Annotated in this window: 15 protein-coding genes; 8 read left to right on the plus strand and 7 right to left on the minus strand. The window is 67.8% G+C overall.

Annotated elements, in window-relative coordinates; genetic code table 11:
* Positions 1-10: 10 nt before the first annotated feature.
* The gene (locus tag MXB90_RS11815; RefSeq protein WP_250044994.1) at positions 11-1,765 is read right to left on the minus strand and encodes an acetolactate synthase 3 large subunit; all 1,755 of its coding nucleotides are present in this window, start codon (positions 1,763-1,765) and stop codon (positions 11-13) included.
* 455 nt (positions 1,766-2,220) lie between these two features.
* Between MXB90_RS11815 and MXB90_RS11820 the strand changes: the two genes are divergently transcribed.
* Entirely contained in the window at positions 2,221-3,321 is a 1,101-nt protein-coding gene (locus tag MXB90_RS11820; protein ID WP_250044996.1) for a TRAP transporter substrate-binding protein, read from the plus strand.
* A gap of 135 nt (positions 3,322-3,456) precedes the next feature.
* On the opposite strand, the gene MXB90_RS11825 is transcribed toward MXB90_RS11820, so the two are convergent.
* The 3 genes from MXB90_RS11825 to MXB90_RS11835 form a co-directional block, all read right to left on the minus strand.
* A complete protein-coding gene (locus MXB90_RS11825; protein ID WP_250044998.1) occupies positions 3,457-4,845 on the minus strand; it encodes a TRAP transporter large permease in 1,389 nt (462 codons plus the stop codon).
* Positions 4,846-4,849: 4 nt separating this feature from the next.
* Entirely contained in the window at positions 4,850-5,398 is a 549-nt protein-coding gene (locus MXB90_RS11830; RefSeq protein ID WP_250045001.1) for a TRAP transporter small permease subunit, read from the minus strand.
* 229 nt (positions 5,399-5,627) lie between these two features.
* Positions 5,628-6,470, minus strand: coding sequence for an arginyltransferase (locus tag MXB90_RS11835; RefSeq protein ID WP_250045003.1), 843 nt, complete (start codon positions 6,468-6,470; stop codon positions 5,628-5,630).
* 241 nt (positions 6,471-6,711) lie between these two features.
* Between MXB90_RS11835 and MXB90_RS11840 the strand changes: the two genes are divergently transcribed.
* A complete protein-coding gene (locus MXB90_RS11840; protein ID WP_250045005.1) occupies positions 6,712-9,522 on the plus strand; it encodes a [protein-PII] uridylyltransferase family protein in 2,811 nt (936 codons plus the stop codon).
* An 8-nt stretch (positions 9,523-9,530) separates the two neighbouring features.
* Entirely contained in the window at positions 9,531-9,815 is a 285-nt protein-coding gene (locus tag MXB90_RS11845; protein ID WP_250045007.1) for a hypothetical protein, read from the plus strand.
* On the opposite strand, the gene eda is transcribed toward MXB90_RS11845, so the two are convergent.
* The gene (eda, locus tag MXB90_RS11850) at positions 9,812-10,453 is read right to left on the minus strand and encodes a bifunctional 4-hydroxy-2-oxoglutarate aldolase/2-dehydro-3-deoxy-phosphogluconate aldolase (RefSeq protein ID WP_250045010.1); all 642 of its coding nucleotides are present in this window, start codon (positions 10,451-10,453) and stop codon (positions 9,812-9,814) included. The two genes, MXB90_RS11845 and eda, sit on opposite strands and share 4 nt — an antisense overlap.
* Positions 10,454-10,559: 106 nt before the next feature.
* Positions 10,560-12,401 carry a phosphogluconate dehydratase gene (gene edd / locus MXB90_RS11855; RefSeq protein ID WP_250045012.1) on the minus strand — a complete coding sequence of 614 codons (1,842 nt, stop codon included), beginning with the start codon at positions 12,399-12,401 and terminating at the stop codon, positions 10,560-10,562.
* A 208-nt stretch (positions 12,402-12,609) separates the two neighbouring features.
* Between edd and MXB90_RS11860 the strand changes: the two genes are divergently transcribed.
* From MXB90_RS11860 to pgi, 5 genes are all read left to right on the plus strand, one after another.
* Complete coding sequence (locus MXB90_RS11860) at positions 12,610-13,848, plus strand: RSP_2647 family RNA methyltransferase (protein WP_250045014.1); 1,239 nt, start codon at positions 12,610-12,612, stop codon at positions 13,846-13,848.
* A complete protein-coding gene (locus MXB90_RS11865) occupies positions 13,845-14,387 on the plus strand; it encodes an RSP_2648 family PIN domain-containing protein (RefSeq protein WP_250045016.1) in 543 nt (180 codons plus the stop codon). Before MXB90_RS11860 ends, MXB90_RS11865 begins: the two co-directional genes overlap by 4 nt.
* A gap of 93 nt (positions 14,388-14,480) precedes the next feature.
* On the plus strand, positions 14,481-15,950 hold the full coding sequence (zwf, locus tag MXB90_RS11870; protein WP_250045019.1) for a glucose-6-phosphate dehydrogenase: 1,470 nt from the start codon (positions 14,481-14,483) through the stop codon (positions 15,948-15,950).
* Entirely contained in the window at positions 15,947-16,618 is a 672-nt protein-coding gene (gene pgl, locus MXB90_RS11875; protein ID WP_250045021.1) for a 6-phosphogluconolactonase, read from the plus strand. Before zwf ends, pgl begins: the two co-directional genes overlap by 4 nt.
* 1 nt (position 16,619) lies before the next feature.
* Entirely contained in the window at positions 16,620-18,233 is a 1,614-nt protein-coding gene (gene pgi, locus MXB90_RS11880; protein WP_250045023.1) for a glucose-6-phosphate isomerase, read from the plus strand.
* 126 nt (positions 18,234-18,359) lie between these two features.
* On the opposite strand, the gene MXB90_RS11885 is transcribed toward pgi, so the two are convergent.
* Positions 18,360-19,604 (minus strand): MFS transporter, encoded by a 1,245-nt coding sequence (locus MXB90_RS11885; protein ID WP_250045025.1) that lies wholly within the window; start codon positions 19,602-19,604, stop codon positions 18,360-18,362.
* Positions 19,605-19,651: the final 47 nt, after the last annotated feature.

The following is a 19,651-nucleotide window of genomic DNA, read 5'->3' on the forward strand; positions in this document are numbered from 1 at the left end:
CGGTCACCTGTCACACAAGCACCGCGCCGCCCGCCTGAATCGCGCCCTCGGTCGAGGCATCGCCCAGCAGCATTTCGTTATGCGGCTTGCCGGACGGGATCATCGGGAAGCAGTTTTCGTGCTTTTCCACCAGACAGTCGAACAGCACCGGGCCGTCGTATTCCAGCATTTCCATGATCGCATCGTCCAGCTTGGCCGGATCGTCACAGCGGATGCCCTTCCAGCCAAAGCTTTCGGCCAGTTTCACGAAATCGGGCAGGCTTTCCGACCAGGAATGGCTGTAGCGTTCACCGTGCAGCAGTTGCTGCCACTGGCGCACCATGCCCAGGCGTTCGTTGTTCAGGATGAACTGCTTGACCGGCGCGCGGAACTGGGTCGCGGTGCCCATTTCCTGCATGTTCATCAGCCAGCTGGCCTCGCCCGCGACGTTGATCACCAGCGCGTCCGGGTGCGCGATCTGCACCCCGATCGAGGCCGGGAAGCCATAGCCCATCGTGCCCAGGCCGCCGGATGTCATCCAGCGGTTCGGCGCCTCAAAGCCCAGGAACTGGGCGGCCCACATCTGGTGCTGGCCGACCTCGGTGGTGACGTAACGGTCGCGGCCTTTGGTCAGCGCCTCAAGGCGTTCCAGCGCGTATTGCGGCTTGATCGTCTTGGTCGAGGGTTTGTAGGTCAGGCATTTCTTGGCCTTCCACTCCTCGATCTTCTTCCACCATTTTTCCAGGCCGGTCTTGTTGACCTTGCGCCCGCGCGCCTTCCAGACCTTCAGCACGTCTTCCAGCACATGGCCCACATCCCCCAGGATCGGCAGATCGACGGGGATCACCTTGTTGATCGAGGAGACGTCGATATCGACATGAACCTTTTTCGACTTCGGGCTGAAATCGGTGATCCGCCCGGTGATGCGGTCGTCAAAGCGCGCGCCCAGGTTGATCATCAGGTCGCAGCCATGCATCGCCAGGTTCGCCTCATAAAGGCCGTGCATCCCCAGCATCCCCAGCCAGGATTTGCCACTGGCCGGATAGGCGCCCAGGCCCATCAGCGTCGAGGTGATCGGAAAGCCCGTCGCATCGACCAGTTCGCGCAAAAGCTGGCTGGCCGCGGGGCCCGAATTGATCACGCCGCCGCCGGTGTAGAAGATCGGGCGTTCGGCGGTTTCGATCATCTCGACCAGGCGGGTGATCGCCTCGATATCGCCCTTCTTCCGGGGCTGATAGTGATCGACCCGCGCCTGTTTCATGCCGGTATAGGTGCCGGTGGCGAATTGCACATCCTTGGGGATGTCGATCAAGACCGGCCCGGGCCGCCCCGAGGTGGCGACATGGAAGGCCTGATGGATGGTTTCCGACAGCTTGTCGGTATCCTTCACCAGCCAGTTGTGTTTCGTGCAGGGGCGGGTGATGCCGACGGTGTCGGCCTCCTGGAAGCCATCGGTGCCGATCATGAAGGTCGGCACCTGCCCCGAGAACACCACCAGCGGGATCGAATCCATCAGCGCATCGACCAGACCCGTCACCGCATTGGTCGCACCGGGGCCAGAGGTTACCAGCACACAGCCCGGCTTGCCGGTGGACCGGGCATAGCCTTCGGCCATGTGCACGGCGGCCTGTTCGTGGCGCACCAGGATATGGCGGATCTCATTTTGCTGAAAGATCTCGTCATAGATCGGAAGCACCGCGCCCCCGGGATAGCCGAAGATCGTATCGACGCCCTGATCCCTCAGGGCTTGCACCACCATTTTCGCGCCGGTCATCTGCCGTGACATCATCATACTCCATCAGCCCGTTTCGCAACAAAAAGCCCCCGTTTCGGGCGGGGGCGCATGGGAACCATCATGGTCTGCCGTCATCGGCCCATGCGCCAAGCCCCACCGACTACAAGGATCGCATCCATTGCGACTGTCCTTTCCGTTGCGTTGGGCCGGACATTATGTTTCCCGGGCGGGGGCGTCAACGGCAAAACCGCGAACAAAATGACGCAGAGGCGAATTTTTCTTTTCATTTGTTGCGGGGCGATGCCTGAACCGGGAAATAATCGCAAAAATCGGATATGTTCTGCGCATCCCCCTGTCGGGCGCCGCTGTGCGGTGCCCCGGGCCCTTGCCTGTCCAAAAAGTCATGCGTTTCCAAGTTCTTCGGGCTTTGCAGCTGGCAGGTGATGTGCTTAACTCTCGCCACTTTGCGCCAGAACGGCCGCACAAGAACAAATCTGGAGGAAATCATGGATCGTCGCTCATTCCTGCGGGCATCCGCCATTGGCGGAACCGCTGCTGCCGCATCCGCCCTGGCCGCGCCCGCCATCGCGCAGGGCCGCATCACCTGGCGCATGGTCACCACCTGGCCGAAGAACTTCCCGGGCCTTGGCGTCGGTGCCCAGCGTCTGGGCGACCGCATCACCGCCGCATCCGACGGCCAGCTGACGGTGCAGGTCTTTGCCGCCGGTGAAATGGTGCCGCCGCTGCAGGCGCTGGACGCGGTCATCGACGGTTCCGCCGAGATGAGCCACGGCGCCGCCTATTACTGGCAGAACAAGTCCACCGCGCTGTCGTTCTTTACCGGCGTGCCCTTTGGCATGACCTCGCGCGAGCTGACGTCCTGGGTGCGCTACATGGGCGGGCAGGAAATCTGGGATGAGATCTATGACCAGTTCGGCCTGCAGGGCTTCCTGTCGGGCGACACCGGCACCCAGGCGGGCGGCTGGTTCGCCAATGAGCTGAAGGGCCTTGAGGACATCCAGGGCATGCGCTTCCGCACGCCGGGTCTGGGCGGGCAGGTCTGGGGCAAGATCGGCGCCTCGGTGACCAACATGGCCGCGGGCGAGATCTTCCAGGCGCTGCAGAACAACACGCTGGATGCCGCCGAATTCGTCGGCCCCTACAATGACCTGGCGCTTGGCTTCCATCAGGTGCGCAAGCACTACTACACCTCGTCCTTCATCGAGCCGGGCCTGGCGACCGAACTGGTGGTGGACAAGGCCAAGTATCAGGCGCTGCCCGCCAACCTGCAGGCCATCGTGCGCGATGTCTGCCAGGCGGAATACGATCAGGTGGCGTCGGACATGTATGCCAACGACCCGCGCGCGCTGGCCACGCTGGTCAACGATCATGGCGTGATCACCCATTCCGCCTTCCCCGCCGATATTCTGGAAGCGGGCGCCAAGGCCTCGGTCGAGGTGCTGACCGACCTGCGCGAAAGCGGCGATGACCTGACCAAGAAGACCTTCGAAAGCTTCCTGTCGGCGCTGAACACGATGCGCACCCGCACCGAGGGCACCGACATGTCCTTCCTGGAAGCGCGCGCCAAGCACTTCCAGCTGAGCTGATCGCCGGCCGGCCCGGGCGCGCCCGGGCCGATCCGCCCGAAACGGCAAAGGCCCGAAACGACAAAGGCCCCGAAACGGCAAAGGCCCGGCGCGATGCCGGGCCTTTTTCATGGGGTTTTCGATGTCCCGCCGGGGTCAGCGCAGCGCCGCGGGCAGCCAGGTCACCACCTCGGGGAACAGGAACAGCGCGGCCATCGCCGCGATCTGCAGGAACACGAAAGGCACCGCCCCGCGATAGATCTGGCCCGTGCTGACCGTGCCCGGCGCCACGCCGCGCAGGTAGAACAGCGCAAATCCGAAGGGCGGCGTCAGGAAAGAGGTCTGCAGGTTCATCCCCACCATCACGCCCAGCCAGATCGGGTCCATCCCCATGTCCAGCAGGATCGGCGCGGTGATCGGGATGATGATGAAGATGATCTCGAACGTGTCCAGGATGAAGCCCAGCACGAACATGATCGCCATCACCACGATCATCGCCCCGGTCATGCCGCCGGGCAGATCGGACAGGAATTCATGCACCAGATTGTCCCCGCCCATCTGCCGGAACACGATCGAGAAGACCGAGGCGCCGAACAGGATGACAAAGACCATCGAGGTGATCGTGGCGGTGGCGGTGACCACCTCGCGAAGCACGCCGAAGGACAGCCGCCAGCGCAGCGCGGCCAGCAGCGTGGCGCCCACCGCGCCGACCGATGCGGCCTCGGTCGGGGTGGCGATGCCGCCCAGGATCGAGCCCAGCACCGCGATGATCAGCGCCAGCGGCGGGGCCAGCGCCACCACCACCTCACGCGCCAGATCGCGCCGTTCCTCCGCCGGAACCGGCGTCGCGGGGCAGGATGCGGGGTCCGTCACCGCCTTGAAGATCACAAAGCCGATATAGACCATGACCAGCAGCAGCCCCGGCAGGAAGGCGCCCGCGAACAGATCGCCCACCGACACCGGCGAGGGGGCGAAATTGCCCTTGGCCATCTGCACCTGCGCATTGATGCCCGCCAGCATGTCGCCCATGAAGATCAGCACGGTGGACGGCGGGATGATCTGCCCCAGCGTCCCCGAGGCGCAGATCACGCCCGAGGCCAGCTTGGGGTCATAGCCCGCCCGCATCATCGCCGGCAGCGAGATCAGCCCCATCGTCACCACGGTCGCGCCCACCACCCCGGTCGATGCCGCCAGCAGTGCCCCCACCAGGATGACCGAAATGCCAAGCCCGCCGCGCATCCGCCCGAACAGCTTGCCCATCGTCAGCAGCAGCTGTTCGGCAATGCGCGATCGTTCCAGCATCACCCCCATGAAGATGAACAGTGGCACCGCCACCAGCACCTCATTGGTCATGAACCCGATGTAACGATTGGCCAGCGCGCCGAAATTCGACAGGTCGAACACGCCCAGCCAAAAGCCCAGTGTGCCAAAGATCAGCGATGTGCCCGCCAGCGTGAAGGCGACCGGAAAGCCCAGCATCAGCATGCCGATCACGCCAAAGAACATCAGCCCGGCGAGAACCTCGCCCAGAAGTACGGGGTCCAAGGGATCACTCCTTTGCGCTGTAGCGATAGTTGGCAGGCACCAGATCCTCGCGCCCGGCCAGAACCAGGATCGACCGGGCCAGCATGGCGATGCCCTGAAGGCCGACCAGGACCGCGAAGGCGATGATGAAGGTCTTCAGGACGTAAAGCCCCGGCATCCCGCCGACATTGGCCGAATTTTCCATGAACCGCCAGGATCGCTGCACGAAGGGCAGGGAATAGACCAGCACCACCCAGATGAAGGGCAGCAGGAAAAACACCGTGCCGACCAGATCGGCCAGCGCGCGGGTGCGGATGCGGGCGGGCCGGTAGAAGATGTCGACGCGCACATGATCATCGCGCAGCAGGGCAAAGCCTGCCACGGCGGTGAACATCGCCCCGTTCAGCCAGACATACAGATCCTGCATCCACAGCCGCGTGGTCGAGAACAGATAGCGTTCCACAACCACCCAGAAACAGACCGCCACGATCCCCAGCGCCAGCCAGGAAAAAACCTTGCCGACGCCTGCGTTCAAACCGTTTATGAACCGCAACAGCAGTCCAAGCAAAGCCATCATGGGCCCCCCTCATATCGTCCTGCGGTGATCCCGGGCGGCCCTATGCGGTGCGGGCCGGGCCACGCGCCTTGGTCAGATCGCCGGATGCAGGGTTGTATGCCCGGGCCTTGCCCCGCAGGTCAACCGATTTCGGGGCCGGGGCCACCTGTCTTTTCAGTTTGATAAGTGGCGGCGACCTTGCGCCTTCCGGTGCCGCGCCCGCGCCGTGGCGCATGGTCCGCGCGGCCTAGCGGTCGCGCATGTCCGGCAGGCTGATGCGCGCGACCTGTTCGGCGATCGGATCGACCGACAGCGGATGGGTTTCGCCCGAATGATCGGCAGGGTCGCCGATCGGCTGCCAGGCGCCGCCCTTGAAGATTTCCAGCGCCGCGAAATTCGCCTTGTAGCCCATCTTGCGGCTGCCCGGCACCCAATAGCCCAGATAGACGTAAGGCAGCCCCGCGCGACGCGCGATTTCGACATGGTCGAGGATCAGGTAGGTCCCCAATGAGGCGTCGATCCGTTCGGGGTCGTAAAAGCTGTAGACCATGCTGACCCCGTCATCGAGCACATCGGTCAGGCAGACAGCGGTCAGGGGCCGCGCCCCGCGGCTGCCTTCGGCGCGCGGTGCCGCGCTGTCGCGGTATTCGATGACGCGCGACTTGACCGGGGTTTCCTCGATCATCGCGGCAAATTCAAAGATGTCCATGTCGGCCATGCCGCCATCGGCGTGGCGGTGGTCAAGATAGCGGCGGAACAGGTCGAACTGTTCCTCGGTCGCCCAGGGGCTGGTCGCGGTGCGGCGCAGGGCGGCATTGCGTTTCAGCACCCGGCGCTGGGTGCGGCTGGGGGTGAAATCCGCCACCCGGATGCGCGCCGACAGACAGGCCGTGCAATCCGCGCAAGAAGGCCGGTAAAGCACGTTCTGCGACCGCCGGAAGCCTTGGCGTGACAGCGCATTGTTCAGCCGGTCCGCGCCCTCGCCCTGCAGCGCGGTGAACAGTTTACGTTCGGACCGCCCGTCCAGATAGGGACAGGGCTGCGGCGCGGTCACATAGAACTGCGGGGCAAGCGGAAGGGAATGGCGCATCTGGTCGGATTGGGTTCAGGTTTCCTTCGGAGGCTAGCAACAAGTCGTGCCCGCGCCAAGCCTTTCCTGAGGTGGTGCGCGGATCCCGGCGTGACGAGCCCCGGCCCGGTCACGTTCGCGCGACCGCGTCGCCCTTGGCAGGCGGGGAAGCCTCCGGCGGGGATATTTGGGCAAAGCCGAAGGGGCAGGACGCGGCCCCGAAGCCCGTTGACGCGGCGCCCGCGCGGGATAGTGTGCAGCCATGAGCTTTGCATCCCGCCTGACCCGCTGCCCCATTGCCCATGAACCCGACCGCGGCGCCGATTGTGCCGCGCTGTTTGCCGATCTTGCGCCTGAATTGCGCGCGCTGGTGGCGGGGACGGCGGGCTGCAGCCCCTATCTGGCGGGCCTGATACGCCGCGAGAGCGACTGGATCGCGCAGGCCCTGTCAGGCACGCCCGAAGCGGCGCTGGAGGCGGCCTTTGCCGGGCTTGATGCGCTGGCCGCGCCCGATGTGGCGCCCGATGCGCTGGGGGCGGCGCTGCGGGTGGCCAAGCGGCGCGTGGCGCTTTTGGCGGCGCTGGCCGATCTGGGCGGGGTCTGGCCGCTGGAACAGGTGACCGGCGCGCTGACGCGGCTGGCCGATGTGGCGGTGGATCTGGCCCTGCGCCGGTTGGTGGGCGATGAAATCCGCCGCGGCAAGCTGCCCGGCGCTTCGCCGGACGATGCCGCCCGCGCGGGCGGGATGGTGGCGCTGGCGATGGGCAAGATGGGCGCGGGCGAGCTGAACTATTCCTCGGATATCGACCTGATCTGTCTGTTCGACGAGACCCGCTTTGACCCCGCCGACCAGATGGAGGCCCGCGCCGCCTTTATCCGCGCGACCCGCAAGATGGCGGCGATGCTGTCGGATCTGACGGCCGAGGGCTATGTCTTTCGCACCGACCTGCGGCTGCGGCCCGATGCCAGTGTCACGCCGGTCTGCATCTCGATGGGGGCAGCGGAGCTGTATTATGAGGCCGAGGGCCGCACCTGGGAACGCGCCGCCTATATCAAGGCGCGCGCCTGCGCGGGCGATATTGCCGCTGGTGAGCGGTTCTTGCAGACGCTGACGCCCTTTGTCTGGCGCCGCCATCTGGATTTCGCCGCGATCCAAGATGCCCATGACATGCGGCTGCGCATCCGCGATCACAAGGGCCTGCACGGGCCGATCACGCTGCCCGGTCACAACATGAAGCTGGGGGTGGGCGGCATCCGCGAGATCGAGTTCTTTACCCAGACCCGCCAGCTGATCGCCGGCGGGCGCGACCCCGATCTGCGCGACCGCACCACGCTGGGCGGGCTGGCGGCGCTGGCCGCCAAGGGCTGGGTCGGGACGGATGAGGCGGCGGAACTGGCCGATCACTACCGCTTTCACCGCGAGGTGGAACATCGCGTGCAGATGGTCAACGATGCCCAGACCCATCTGTTGCCCACCACGCCCGAGGGGCTGGACCGGATCGCGCGGATGATGGGGGCGGGCGATACCGACGCCTGGGCCGCGGCGCTGACGGCGCGGCTGGAACGGGTCGAGACGCTGACCGGCGCCTTCTTTGCCCCCGGCGAGGTCGCCGATATCCCCGATCTGTCGCCCGCCGCGCGCGCCATCGTGGACGGCTGGCGCGCCTATCCCGCGCTGAAATCGGCCCGCGCGCAGGGTATCTTCCGCCGGGTCGAGCCCGAGATCCTGCGCCGGATGCAGCGCGCCTCGAACCCCGAGGAGGCGCTGCGCCAGTTCGACGGCTTTCTGGCAGGGCTGCCCGCGGGGGTGCAGCTGTTTTCGCTGTTCGAGGCTAATCCCCAGCTGATCGACCTGATTGTTGACATTTGCGCTACGGCCCCGGGGCTTGCGGCCTATCTGTCGCGCAATGCCGGGGTGCTGGATGCGGTTCTGGGGGGGACGTTCTTTGCCCCCTGGCCGGGTGTGCCGGGGCTGGCCGACAGCCTGGGGGATGCCCTGTCCGCGGCGGCGGACTATGAAAAAAAGCTCGATACTGCAAGGCGTTGGACGAAGGAGTGGAAGTTCCGCATCGGCGTGCATCACCTGCGCGGGCTGACCGATGCGGCCGAGGCCGCCCGGCAATATGCCGATCTGGCCGGTGCGGTGGTGGGCACGCTCTGGCCCGTGGTGCAGGCCGAATTCGCCGCCCGCCACGGGCCACCGCCCGGGCGCGGCGCGGTCGTGGTGGGGATGGGCTCGCTGGGGGCGGAGCGGCTGAACGCGGCCTCGGATCTGGATCTGATCGTGATCTATGACCCGCAGGGGGCCGAAGCCTCGGACGGGCCGAAACCGCTGGCCACGCGGCCCTATTACGCGCGCCTGACGCAGGCGCTGATCACCGCGCTGACCGCGCAGATGCCCGAGGGGCGGCTTTATGAGGTCGACATGCGGCTGCGCCCCTCGGGGCGGCAGGGGCCGGTGGCGACGGCGCTGCAATCCTTCCGCAGCTATCAGATGGATGAGGCCTGGACCTGGGAACATCTGGCGCTGACGCGGGCGCGGGTGGTGGCCGGGCCGCCCGATCTGGCCGCCGATGTCGAGGCCGCCCGCCTGGAGGTGTTGCGCGCCAAGGGCACGGGCGCGCAGGTGATGGCCGATCTGGCCGAGATGCGCGCGCGCATCTTTGCCGCCAAGGCCCCCGATGGCGACTGGGAGGCCAAGATCGGCCCGGGGCGGTTGCAGGATATCGAGCTGCTGGCGCAAAGCTTCGCCCTGCGCAGTGGCGAACCCGCCCGCCGGGTCGAGGCGCAGTTGCGCATCGGCCCCCGGGCCGGGCTGGTCAGCAAGGCCGATGGCGAGGTTCTGGCCGCGGCCTACCGGCTGCTGTGGCGGTTGCAGGCGGGGGGGCGGCTGCTGACCGACCGCCCGCTGGACATGGCGGCGATCGGCGAGGGCGCGCGCGCCTTCCTGCTGCGTGAAACCGGCGAAAGCGGGCTGGAGACGCTTTTGGACCGGCTGACCCGCACCACCGCGCAGGTGGCGGATATCGTGGACCGGGCACTGGCGCCGGGGCCCGGCCAGGCCGGGGGGTAGGGCCGCAGATGGCACGGCAGGTGATGGATCCGGGCGTCGCCGACCCCAAGGGGCTTATCCGCGAAAGCTATAGGATTGAGGGGATCGGCCCGGCCGAATGCCGGTCGATCTTTCTGGACTGGGCGCTCAGCCTTGCGCCGGGCGTGGATGTGGCCGAGGCGATGCGCACCGTTCTGGCCCGCCACGGCGCGGGGCAGGCGCGCCATCCGATGACGGCGGTCCTGACCGAGGGGTTGACGCGCGCGCAGGAAACGCCCACCCGGCGCGGCGGGCGCGCGGCGCGCCTGGACTAGCCGCGCAGCGCCGCCGCCTCGCGCGCCAGCGTGGTGACGCCCGCCCAATCGCCCGCAGCGGTCAGCCCATCGGGCGCGACCCAGCTGCCACCAACACAAAGAACGTTCGGCAAGGCCAGGTAATCACGGGCATTTTGCAGGCTGATGCCGCCGGTCGGGCAGAACCCCACCTGCGGGATCGGCGCGCCGATCGCCTTCAGCGCCGCCGCCCCGCCGGCCACCGCCGCCGGGAAAAACTTCAGCGCCGAGTAACCGCGTTCTAGCAGCGCCATCACCTCGGTCGCGGTGGCCGCGCCGGGCAGCAGCGGCAGCCCCTCATCCTCGCAGGCGCGCAGCAATCGCTCGGTCGCGCCGGGCGACACCCCGAAGGTCGCGCCCGCCGCCTTGGCCGCCTTGACATCGGCCGGTGTCAGCAAGGTGCCCGCGCCGACCACCGCGCCTTGGACCCCGGCCATGGCGCGGATCGCCTCCAGCGCGGCGGGGGTGCGCAACGTGACCTCAAGCGCGGGCAGCCCACCCGCCACCAGCGCGCGCGCCATCGGCACGGCCTGCGTGGCGTCGCGGATGACGATCACCGGGACGACGGGGGCCAGCGCGCAGATCCGGCGCGTGGCAAGCGATTGATCGGCGGGGGTCACGGGCGGGTCTCCTGCTTTGGCCGCGCGCGGGCGGCGGGTTCGGAAGCCTCCGGCGGGAGTATTTGGGCCAAGAAGAAGGGGCCGGATCGCTTCGGGGTCGGGTATCTCACCTTGCGTCAAATACCTCCGCCGGAGGCGGCGCGGCGTCGATCACGGACGCGCCGGTTGTGGCAGGTCCGACGGTGCGGCGGAAGGTTTCGAACAGCTCGCGCCCAAGGCCATGGGCATTGGCGGACAGGTCTGGCGTTGTCGGGGGGCGGATGTCGAAATCGGGGGTCAGGCAGTCCAGCAGGCCCGCCGCAGCGTCAAGCCGGATCAGGTCGCCGTCGCGCAGGCGGGCCAGGGGGGCGGACTCGGCCGCCTCGGGGCTGACATGGATCGCGGCGGGAACCTTGCCGCTGGCGCCCGACATCCGCCCGTCGGTGACCAGCGCCACGCGCAGACCCCGGTCCAGCAGCACCGACAGGATCGGGGTCAGCGCGTGCAGTTCGGGCATGCCGTTGGCGCGCGGCCCCTGAAAGCGGACCACCACCACGGTGTCTGTGGTGAATTCACCGCGCTGGAAAGCGGCCTTGACCTCGGCCTGGTCGTGGAAGATGCGGGCAGGGGCCTCAATCCGGTGATATTCGGGTGCGACGGCGGATATCTTGATCACCGCGCGCCCAAGGTTGCCCGACAGCTGGCGCAGGCCGCCGCTGGGCTGGAACGGGGTCGCGGCGGGGCGCAGGATGCGGTCGTTGTGGCTGGTCGTGGCGCCGTCCTGCCAGACCAGCGCGCCCTCGATCAGCCGCGGTTCGGCGGTATAGCGCGACAGCCCGTCGCCGGCCACGGTGCGCACGTCTTCGTGCAGAAGGCCCGCGCCCAACAGGTCGCGGATCATGAATTGCAGGCCGCCCGCGGCGTGGAAATGGTTCACATCGGCCAGGCCATTGGGGTAGACCTTGGCCATCAGCGGCACGACATCCGAGATCGCGTCGAAATCTTCCAGGTCCAGCACGATGCCCGCGGCGCGCGCCATGGCGGGCAGGTGCAGCACCAGGTTGGTGGATCCGCCCGTCGCCATCAGCCCGACCAGCCCGTTGACAAAGGCGCGTTCGTCCAGGATCTCGGCCGCGGGGCGGGGGTCGTTGCCAAGCGCGGTGATCTGGGCGGCGCGGCGCGCGCCGGCGATGGTCAGCGCCTCGCGCAGCGGTGTGCCGGGGTTGACAAAGCTGGCGCCAGGCAGGTGCAGGCCCATGAATTCCATCAGCATCTGGTTGGTGTTCGCGGTGCCGTAGAAGGTGCAGGTGCCCGGCCCGTGATAGCTGGCCATTTCCGCCGCCATCAGTTCCGCGCGCCCGATTTCGCCCGTGGCGAATTGCTGGCGCACCTTGGACTTTGCGTCATTGGGCAGGCCGCTGGTCATCGGCCCTGCGGGCAGGAACACCGCGGGCAGGTGGCCAAAGGTGGCCGCCGCGATCACCAGCCCCGGCACGATCTTGTCGCAGACGCCCAGGTGGACGGCGGCGTCAAAGGTGTTGTGGCTTAGCGCGATGCCCGCCGCCATTGCGATCACGTCGCGTGAAAACAGCGACAGTTCCATTCCCGGCTGGCCTTGCGTCACGCCATCGCACATCGCCGGCACCCCGCCCGCGACCTGGGCGGTGGCGCCGATGTCGCGCAGCGCGGCCTTGATCAGGCGGGGGTAATCCTCATAGGGCTGATGGGCCGACAGCATGTCGTTATAGGCCGTGACGATGCCGATGTTGGGCGCGCGGCCTTCGGCCAGGGGCGTCTTGTCCGGCCCCATCGCGGCATAGGCATGGGCCTGGTTGCCGCAGGACAGATGCGCCCGGGCCGGGCCTGCGGCGGCCGCGGCGCGGATGCGGGCCAGATAGTCCGATCGCGTCGCGTGCGACCGGGCGCGGATGCGGTCGGTGATGCGGGCGATGGTCGGGTTCAGCGTCATGCGGGCCTCGGGGCAGGGGGCGTTTGGGGTGTTATAGGTCGTTAGCGCTAACGCCGCAAGCGCGGCGCGCCAAGCGACCCTGCATGAAGGATAGCGCGGGGCGTGGGCGAAATCCACCGCCCTGCGGCTTTCGGCGCCGGGCGGGGCTTTCGCGCGGGCCCGCTTCGCGCTAGAGGGGGCGGCGAAACCCCAGACCCGCAGGTTCCCCATGTCCGACGATGCCGCCCAAGCCGCCCCCGATGCCCGGGACCCCGATGCCCGCGCTACCGTGCGGCTGCGCCCCAAGGTCGAGGCGCGTCCGATCCGGCATGGCTTTCCCTGGGTTTATGGCGATGAGCTGGTGACGGACCGGCGCACGCAAGCACTTTCCCCCGGCACCATCGCGCGGCTTGAGGATGCGGACCGCCGCGCGCTGGCCACGGTGACGGTCAATCCCCGATCAAAGATCATCGCCCGCGTGCTGGACCGCGACCCCGATGCGGTGATCGACCGGGCCTGGATCGCCGGGCGGATCGCCCGGGCGCTGGCGCTGCGCACGCAGCTGTTTGACGCGCCCTTCTACCGGCTGGTCCATGCCGAGGCCGATGGCCTGCCCGGCGTCATCATCGACCGCTTTGGCGCAGCCGCCGTGATTCAGCCCAATGCCGCCTGGGCCGAGGCGATGATCGACGATCTGGCCGCCGCCCTGGCCGAGGTGACGGGCGTCACCACCATCGTCAAGAACGGTGCGGGCCGGGCGCGCGGGCTGGAGGGCCTGCCCGAGGAAACCGTGGTCATGCGCGGCAGCGTCGAGGGGCCGGTTCCGGTGCCGATGAATGGCGCGACCTACATGGCCGATATTCTGGGCGGGCAAAAGACCGGGCTGTTCTTTGACCAGCGCCCCAACCATGCCTTTGCCGCGCGGCTGGCGCGGGGGGGCGCACGGGTGCTGGACGTGTTTTCCCATGTCGGCGGCTTTGGCCTTGCCGCGCTGGCGGCGGGCGCGGGGTCGGCGCTGTCGGTCGATGGGTCAGCCGCTGCGCTGGCGCTGGCCGAACAGGGCGCGCAGGCGATGGGGGCGGCGGATTGCTTTGCCACGCGCCAGGGCGATGCCTTTGCCGTGATGGAGGCGCTGGCCACCGAAGGCGCGCAGTTCGATCTGGTGATCTGCGATCCGCCGGCCTTCGCGCCCTCGAAACAGGCGCTGCAGGCGGGGCTTCGGGCCTATGAACGGGTGGCGCGTCTGGCCGCGCCGCTGGTGGCGCCGGGTGGCTATCTGGGGCTGTGTTCGTGTTCCCATGCCGCCGACCTGACGCAGTTCCGCAACGCCAGCGCGCGCGGCATTGGCCGGGGCGGGCGGCGCAGCCAGCTGCTGCACACGGGTTTCGCCGGCCCCGATCATCCGATGCTGCCGCAGCTGGCGGAATCGGGTTACCTCAAGGCGCTGTTCTTCCGGCTGGACGGATGAGGGTGGTTCTGGACGCCTGCGTCCTGTTTCCGACCGTGCTGCGCGAGGTGCTGATCGGCGTCGCGCGGGCGGGGCTCTATCGCCCGCTGTGGTCGGACCGCATCCTTGAGGAATGGGCCCGCGCCGCGCGCCGATTTGGCCCGGGGGATGAGGCGATCGCGCGCGGCCAGATCGCGGCCCTGCGCGCCGAATTTCCCGCCGCCTGCGTCCTGCCCCAGCCGGGGCTGGAATCGCGGCTGCATCTGCCCGATCAGAACGACATCCACGTTCTGGCCAGCGCCATCGCGGGCCATGCCGATGTGATCGTGACCTTCAACGCCGCCGATTTTCCGCGCGGCGTTCTGGCGGGCGAGGGGCTGGACCGGCGCGATCCCGACAGCTTTCTGTGGCAGCTGTGGTCGCATCACCCCGACACCGTCGCCGCCTGTGCCGAGGCGGTGCGCGCCAAAGCCGAACAGCTTTCGGGCGAGGATCAGCCGATCCGCGCGCTGATGAAGCGCGCGCGCCTGCCAAGGCTGGGCAAGGCGCTGGCGGGGTAGTGGCCAGTGCTGCGCGGGGGTGATAAGAATGGGGCTGCGCTGGCGGCACACCGCCAACCGGCCTTGCCGTCAGCGCCAATAACGGAGCGTCTCATGGTTTCGCGCGTCATCCCCGTCGATCCCTTCGACCTTGTGATCTTTGGCGCCACCGGCGATCTGGCGCGCCGCAAGATCCTGCCGGGGCTGTATCGCCGCTTTGTCGCAGGCCAGATCCCCGAGGGCTCGGCCATCATCGGTGCGGCCCGCACCCAGATGGAGGCTGCGGCCTTCCGCGCCCAGGTCCGCGACGTGATCGCCGAATTCGTCGATCCGGCCAAGCACCACCCCGATCAGATCGAGGGATTTCTGGCGCTGATCGACTATGTCGCGATCGATGCGCGCGGCACGACCGGCTGGGCCTCGCTGAAGGCGCTTGTGACGCCGGGGCGGGTGCATGCCTTCTATTTCTCGGTCGCGCCGGGGCTGTTTGGCGATCTGGCCGAACGGCTGCATGCCCATGACATCGCCGGCGATCAGGCGCGCATCGTGGTGGAAAAGCCCTTTGGCCGCGATCTGGCAACCGCGCGCGCGTTGAACGCCACGCTGGCCGAACATTTCGACGAACATCAGATCTACCGGATCGACCATTATCTGGGCAAGGAAACGGTGCAGAACCTGATGGCGGTGCGTTTCGCCAATATCTTGTTCGAGCCTTTGTGGAACGCGCAATACATCGACCATGTCCAGATCACGGTGGCCGAAACCGTGGGCGTGGCCGGGCGCGGCGCCTATTACGACCGCTCGGGTGCGATGCGCGACATGGTGCAGAACCACATGATGCAGCTTCTGTGCCTGATCGCGATGGAGCCGCCCTATCATTTCGATCCCGACGCGGTGCGCGATGAAAAGCTCAAGGTGATCCGCGCGCTGGACCCGGTGGACCCGCAGGACATCGTGCGCGGCCAGTATCTGGGCGTATCGGGCAAGGGCTGCGCGCCGCAGCCGGGCTATCTGGCGGATGCCGAAAACCCCGGCTCGCGCACCGAAAGCTATATCGCGATGAAGGTGCATGTCGCGAACTGGCGCTGGAAGGGCACACCCTTCTATCTGCGCACCGGCAAGCGGCTGCGCGCGCGCACCAGCGAAATCGCGATCACCTTCAAGGAACCGCCGCATTCGATCTTTGACGATGCGGGCGACTGGCGCGAAAACGTGCTGGTGATCCGCCTGCAACCGAATGAGGGGATGAACCTCAAGGTGATGATCAAGGAACCGGGGCCGGGGGGGATGCGTCTGGTGCAGGTGCCGCTGGACATGTCCTTTGCCGAGGCGCTGGGCGATGACGGCGCCGATATCCCCGACGCCTATGAACGGCTGATCATGGATGTGATCCGCGGCAACCAGACGCTGTTCATGCGCGGCGATGAGGTTGAGGCCGCCTGGGCCTGGACCGACCCGATCATCGCCGGATGGGAAGCCCGCGGCGACCGGCCCCAGCCCTATGACGCGGGCAGTTCCGGCCCCGAAGACGCGCTGATGCTGATGCACCGCGACGGGCGCCGCTGGCGGGAGATCCGCGAATGAACCTGATCGCCTATCCCGACCGCGACCTGATGATGATCGCGCTGGCCGACCGGATCGCGGCCGAACTGGGCGCGGCGCTGCGCGCGCAGGGGCGGGCGACGCTGTCGGTGCCGGGCGGCACCACGCCGGGCCCGGTCTTTGACCTTCTGTCGGCGGTTGATCTGGACTGGTCCAATGTCGCCGTTGTGCTGAACGATGAACGCTGGGTGCCCGAAACCTCGGAACGGTCCAACACCCGGTTTGTGCGCGAACGGCTGTTACGCGGGCGCGCGGCGGCGGCGACCCTGCTGGCGCTTTACGCCCCCGCGTCCCGGCCCGAGGACCAAATCGACGCGCTTGCCGCCGCCATCGCGCCGCATCTGCCGATCACCGTTCTGGTGCTGGGCATGGGCGCGGACATGCATACCGCAAGCCTTTTCCCCGGTGCCGACCGCCTGGCCGAGGCGCTGGCCCCCGACGCCCCGATCCTGATGGCGATGCGCGCCCCCGCCGCACCTGAACCGCGTGTGACGCTGACCGCGCCGGTGCTGGCCGATGCGATGCATATCCATGTGCTGATCACCGGGCCCGAAAAACGCGCCGCGATTGCGGCCGCCGCCGATCTGCCCCCGGAACAGGCGCCGATCCGTGCCGTTCTGAAGAATGCCACCATCCACTGGGCCGAATGACATGACGATCTGGGACGACCTTTCCCGCCACGCCAAGGCCACCGCCGACCGCCCGATCCTGCAGCTTTTCGACGAACACCCCGACCGCGCCCGGGATTTCAGCGCCGAGGCCTGCGGCTTTCTGTTCGACTATTCCAAGACCGCGATCGACGCCCCCGCCCGTGCACTGCTGCTGGCGCTTGCCGAGGCGGCGGGCGTTGCCGCGCGGCGCGAGGCGATGTTTTCCGGCGCCCTGATCAATGAGACCGAGGGCCGCGCCGTCCTGCACACCGCGCTGCGCAATCTGGACAGGCCGGTGCAGGTGAATGGCCAGGATGTGACGCCCGCGCTGCGCGCCACCCATGCCCGCATGGCCCGCTTTGCGACCGATGTCCGGCAGGGGCGCTTTGCGGGGCAGGGCGGGGCGATCACCGATGTGGTCAATATCGGCATCGGCGGGTCCGACCTTGGCCCCGCGATGGCGGTGCAGGCGCTGGCGCCCTATCATGACGGGCCGCGCTGCCATTTCGTCTCGAACGTCGACGGCGCGCATGTGCATGACACGCTGAAGGGGCTGAACCCGGAAACGACGCTGGTCATCGTCGCCTCGAAGACCTTCACCACGGTTGAGACGATGACCAATGCCGATGCCGTGCGGCGCTGGATGGGCGGGCGCGTGGCCAATCCGGCGGCGCAATTCGCGGCGCTCTCCTCGGCCACGGACCGCACGGCGGCCTATGGCATCGACCCCGCGCGCGTCTTTGGCTTCGACGACTGGGTGGGCGGGCGCTATTCGGTCTGGGGCCCGATCGGGCTGTCGCTGATGATCGCGATCGGCCCCGCGGCCTTTGACCGCTTTCTGGCCGGCGCCGCCGTGATGGATGCCCATTTCTGCGATGCCCCCCCGGCGCAGAACCTGCCCGTGCTGCTGGCGCTGGTGGGGATCTGGCACAACCAGATCTGCGGCCATGCCACCCGCGCGGTGCTGCCCTATGACCAGCGGCTTGCCCGTCTGCCCGCCTATCTTCAACAGCTTGAGATGGAAAGCAACGGCAAGCGCGTGGCAATGGACGGCAGCGATCTGGCCCATCATTCCGGCCCCGTGGTCTGGGGCGAGCCGGGCACCAACGGCCAGCACGCCTTCTACCAGCTGATCCATCAGGGCACGCGGGTCGTGCCCTGCGAATTCCTGATCGCGGCCACTGGCCATGAACCCGATCTTGCCCATCAGCACAGCCTGCTGATCGCCAATTGCCTGGCGCAATCCGAGGCGCTGATGCGCGGCCGCTCGCTGGATGAGGCGCGCGCCCTGATGGCCGCCCGCAGCCTGACGGGTGCCGACCTGGAACGTCAGGCGCGCCACCGGGTGTTTCCCGGCTCGCGCCCCTCGACGACGCTGCTCTACCCCCGGCTCACGCCCGAGGTGCTGGGCGGCATCCTGGCGCTTTACGAACACCGCGTCTTCGTCGAAGGCGTGATCCTTGGCCTGAACAGCTTTGACCAATGGGGGGTGGAACTGGGCAAGGAGCTTGCGTTGACCCTGGCCCCGGTCCTGGCAGGCACCAGCGCGGGCGCGGGCAAGGACGCCTCGACCTTGCATCTGGCGGCCCGCATCCGCGCGCTGGCGCAGGGCTGACACGCCCGCGCCGCCCGGCCCCTTTTCATCTTGCCCAAAATACCTCGGGGGGTGAATTGGCGCGTCAGCGCCAAGAGGGGGGCAGCGCCCCCCTGCGCCTAGGCCAAAGCCCCGCGCCGCCCCCGCTCAGCGGCTGTCCTTCGGTCGCAGCATCAGCCAGATCAGCGCGCCGCCCGCCAGCACCAGGAAGGGCAGCATCGCAAGGTTCACCGCCTCCCAGCCTGCCTGCGGATTGCCGCCCGAGGTGCAGTTCATCAAACCGCCCGACGACAGCGAGGCAAGGAACACCCCGCCAAAGACCACGAAATCGTTGATCCCCTGGACATGGCCGCGCTCTTCGGGCGCATGGGCCGAGGCCAGCATCGCGGTCGCCCCGATGAAGCCAAAGTTCCAGCCCAGGCCCAGCAGGATCAGCGCGATGTAGAACTGCTCCAGATCCACGCCCGACAGCGCGACGGCCCCCGATCCGGCCAGGATCAGCAGGCCCAGGCCCACGATCACCTCGCGCCCGAACCGCGCGATCAGATGGCCGGTGAAGAAGGACGGCAGATACATCGCCAGCACATGGGCCGACACGATATTGGCCGCATCCGCCTGTTCAAACCCGCAGCCCACCACCGCCAGCGGCGTCGAGGTCATCACCAGGTTCATCAGCGCATAAGACACCATCCCACAGATCATCGCCACCGCGATCACCGGATCGCGCAGCAATTCGCGCCGGCTGCGGCCCGGATGCGCGGCGCCCTTCGCCCGCCCGCCCGGGGCGGGAATGTCCAGAAAGGCAAACAGAACCGGCCCCAGCGCATTCAGCGCGATGATCGCCAGATAGGTCGCCATGAAGGGCACCACCATCGCCTGGCTGGTCACCTTGACCAGTTGCGGCCCGATGATCGCCGCCGCCAGCCCGCCCGCCATCACATAGGAAATCGCCTTGGGCTGGAACGCAGGGCTTGCGGTATCGGTCGCGGCAAAGCGGTAGAACCCCTGCGCCGACATGTAGATGCCGGTCAGGAACGACCCCGCCATGAACAGCGGAAACGAGCCTACATAGAGCGCGCGCGCCGCGATCGCCGCCCCCAGCGCACCGGCGGCTGTGGCCAGGATAAATCCCGCGCGCCGCCCGTGGCGGGACATGAATTCCGACAGCGGCTGCGCGCTCAGCACCGACCCGAGGATGATCAGCGACAGCGGCAGCGTGGCAAAACAGGGGTTTGACGCCAGCGACTGCCCTGCCAGCCCGCCGACGATAAAGATCATCGACATCTGCGACCCCAGCAGCGCCTGGGCCAGCACAAGCACAGCCACATTGCGCCGCGCGCGCGCGGCGGTTGCGGGGGATTCGGGATGCGGGGGGGCGGAAATTTCTGTCATGGATCAGCCCTAGCCGGGGCGGAAGGCGCTGGCAAGCGGTGCGACAA

Origin of the sequence: Phaeovulum molybdatiresistens, from assembly GCF_023544865.1 — a bacterium.
GTDB lineage: Bacteria > Pseudomonadota > Alphaproteobacteria > Rhodobacterales > Rhodobacteraceae > Pontitalea.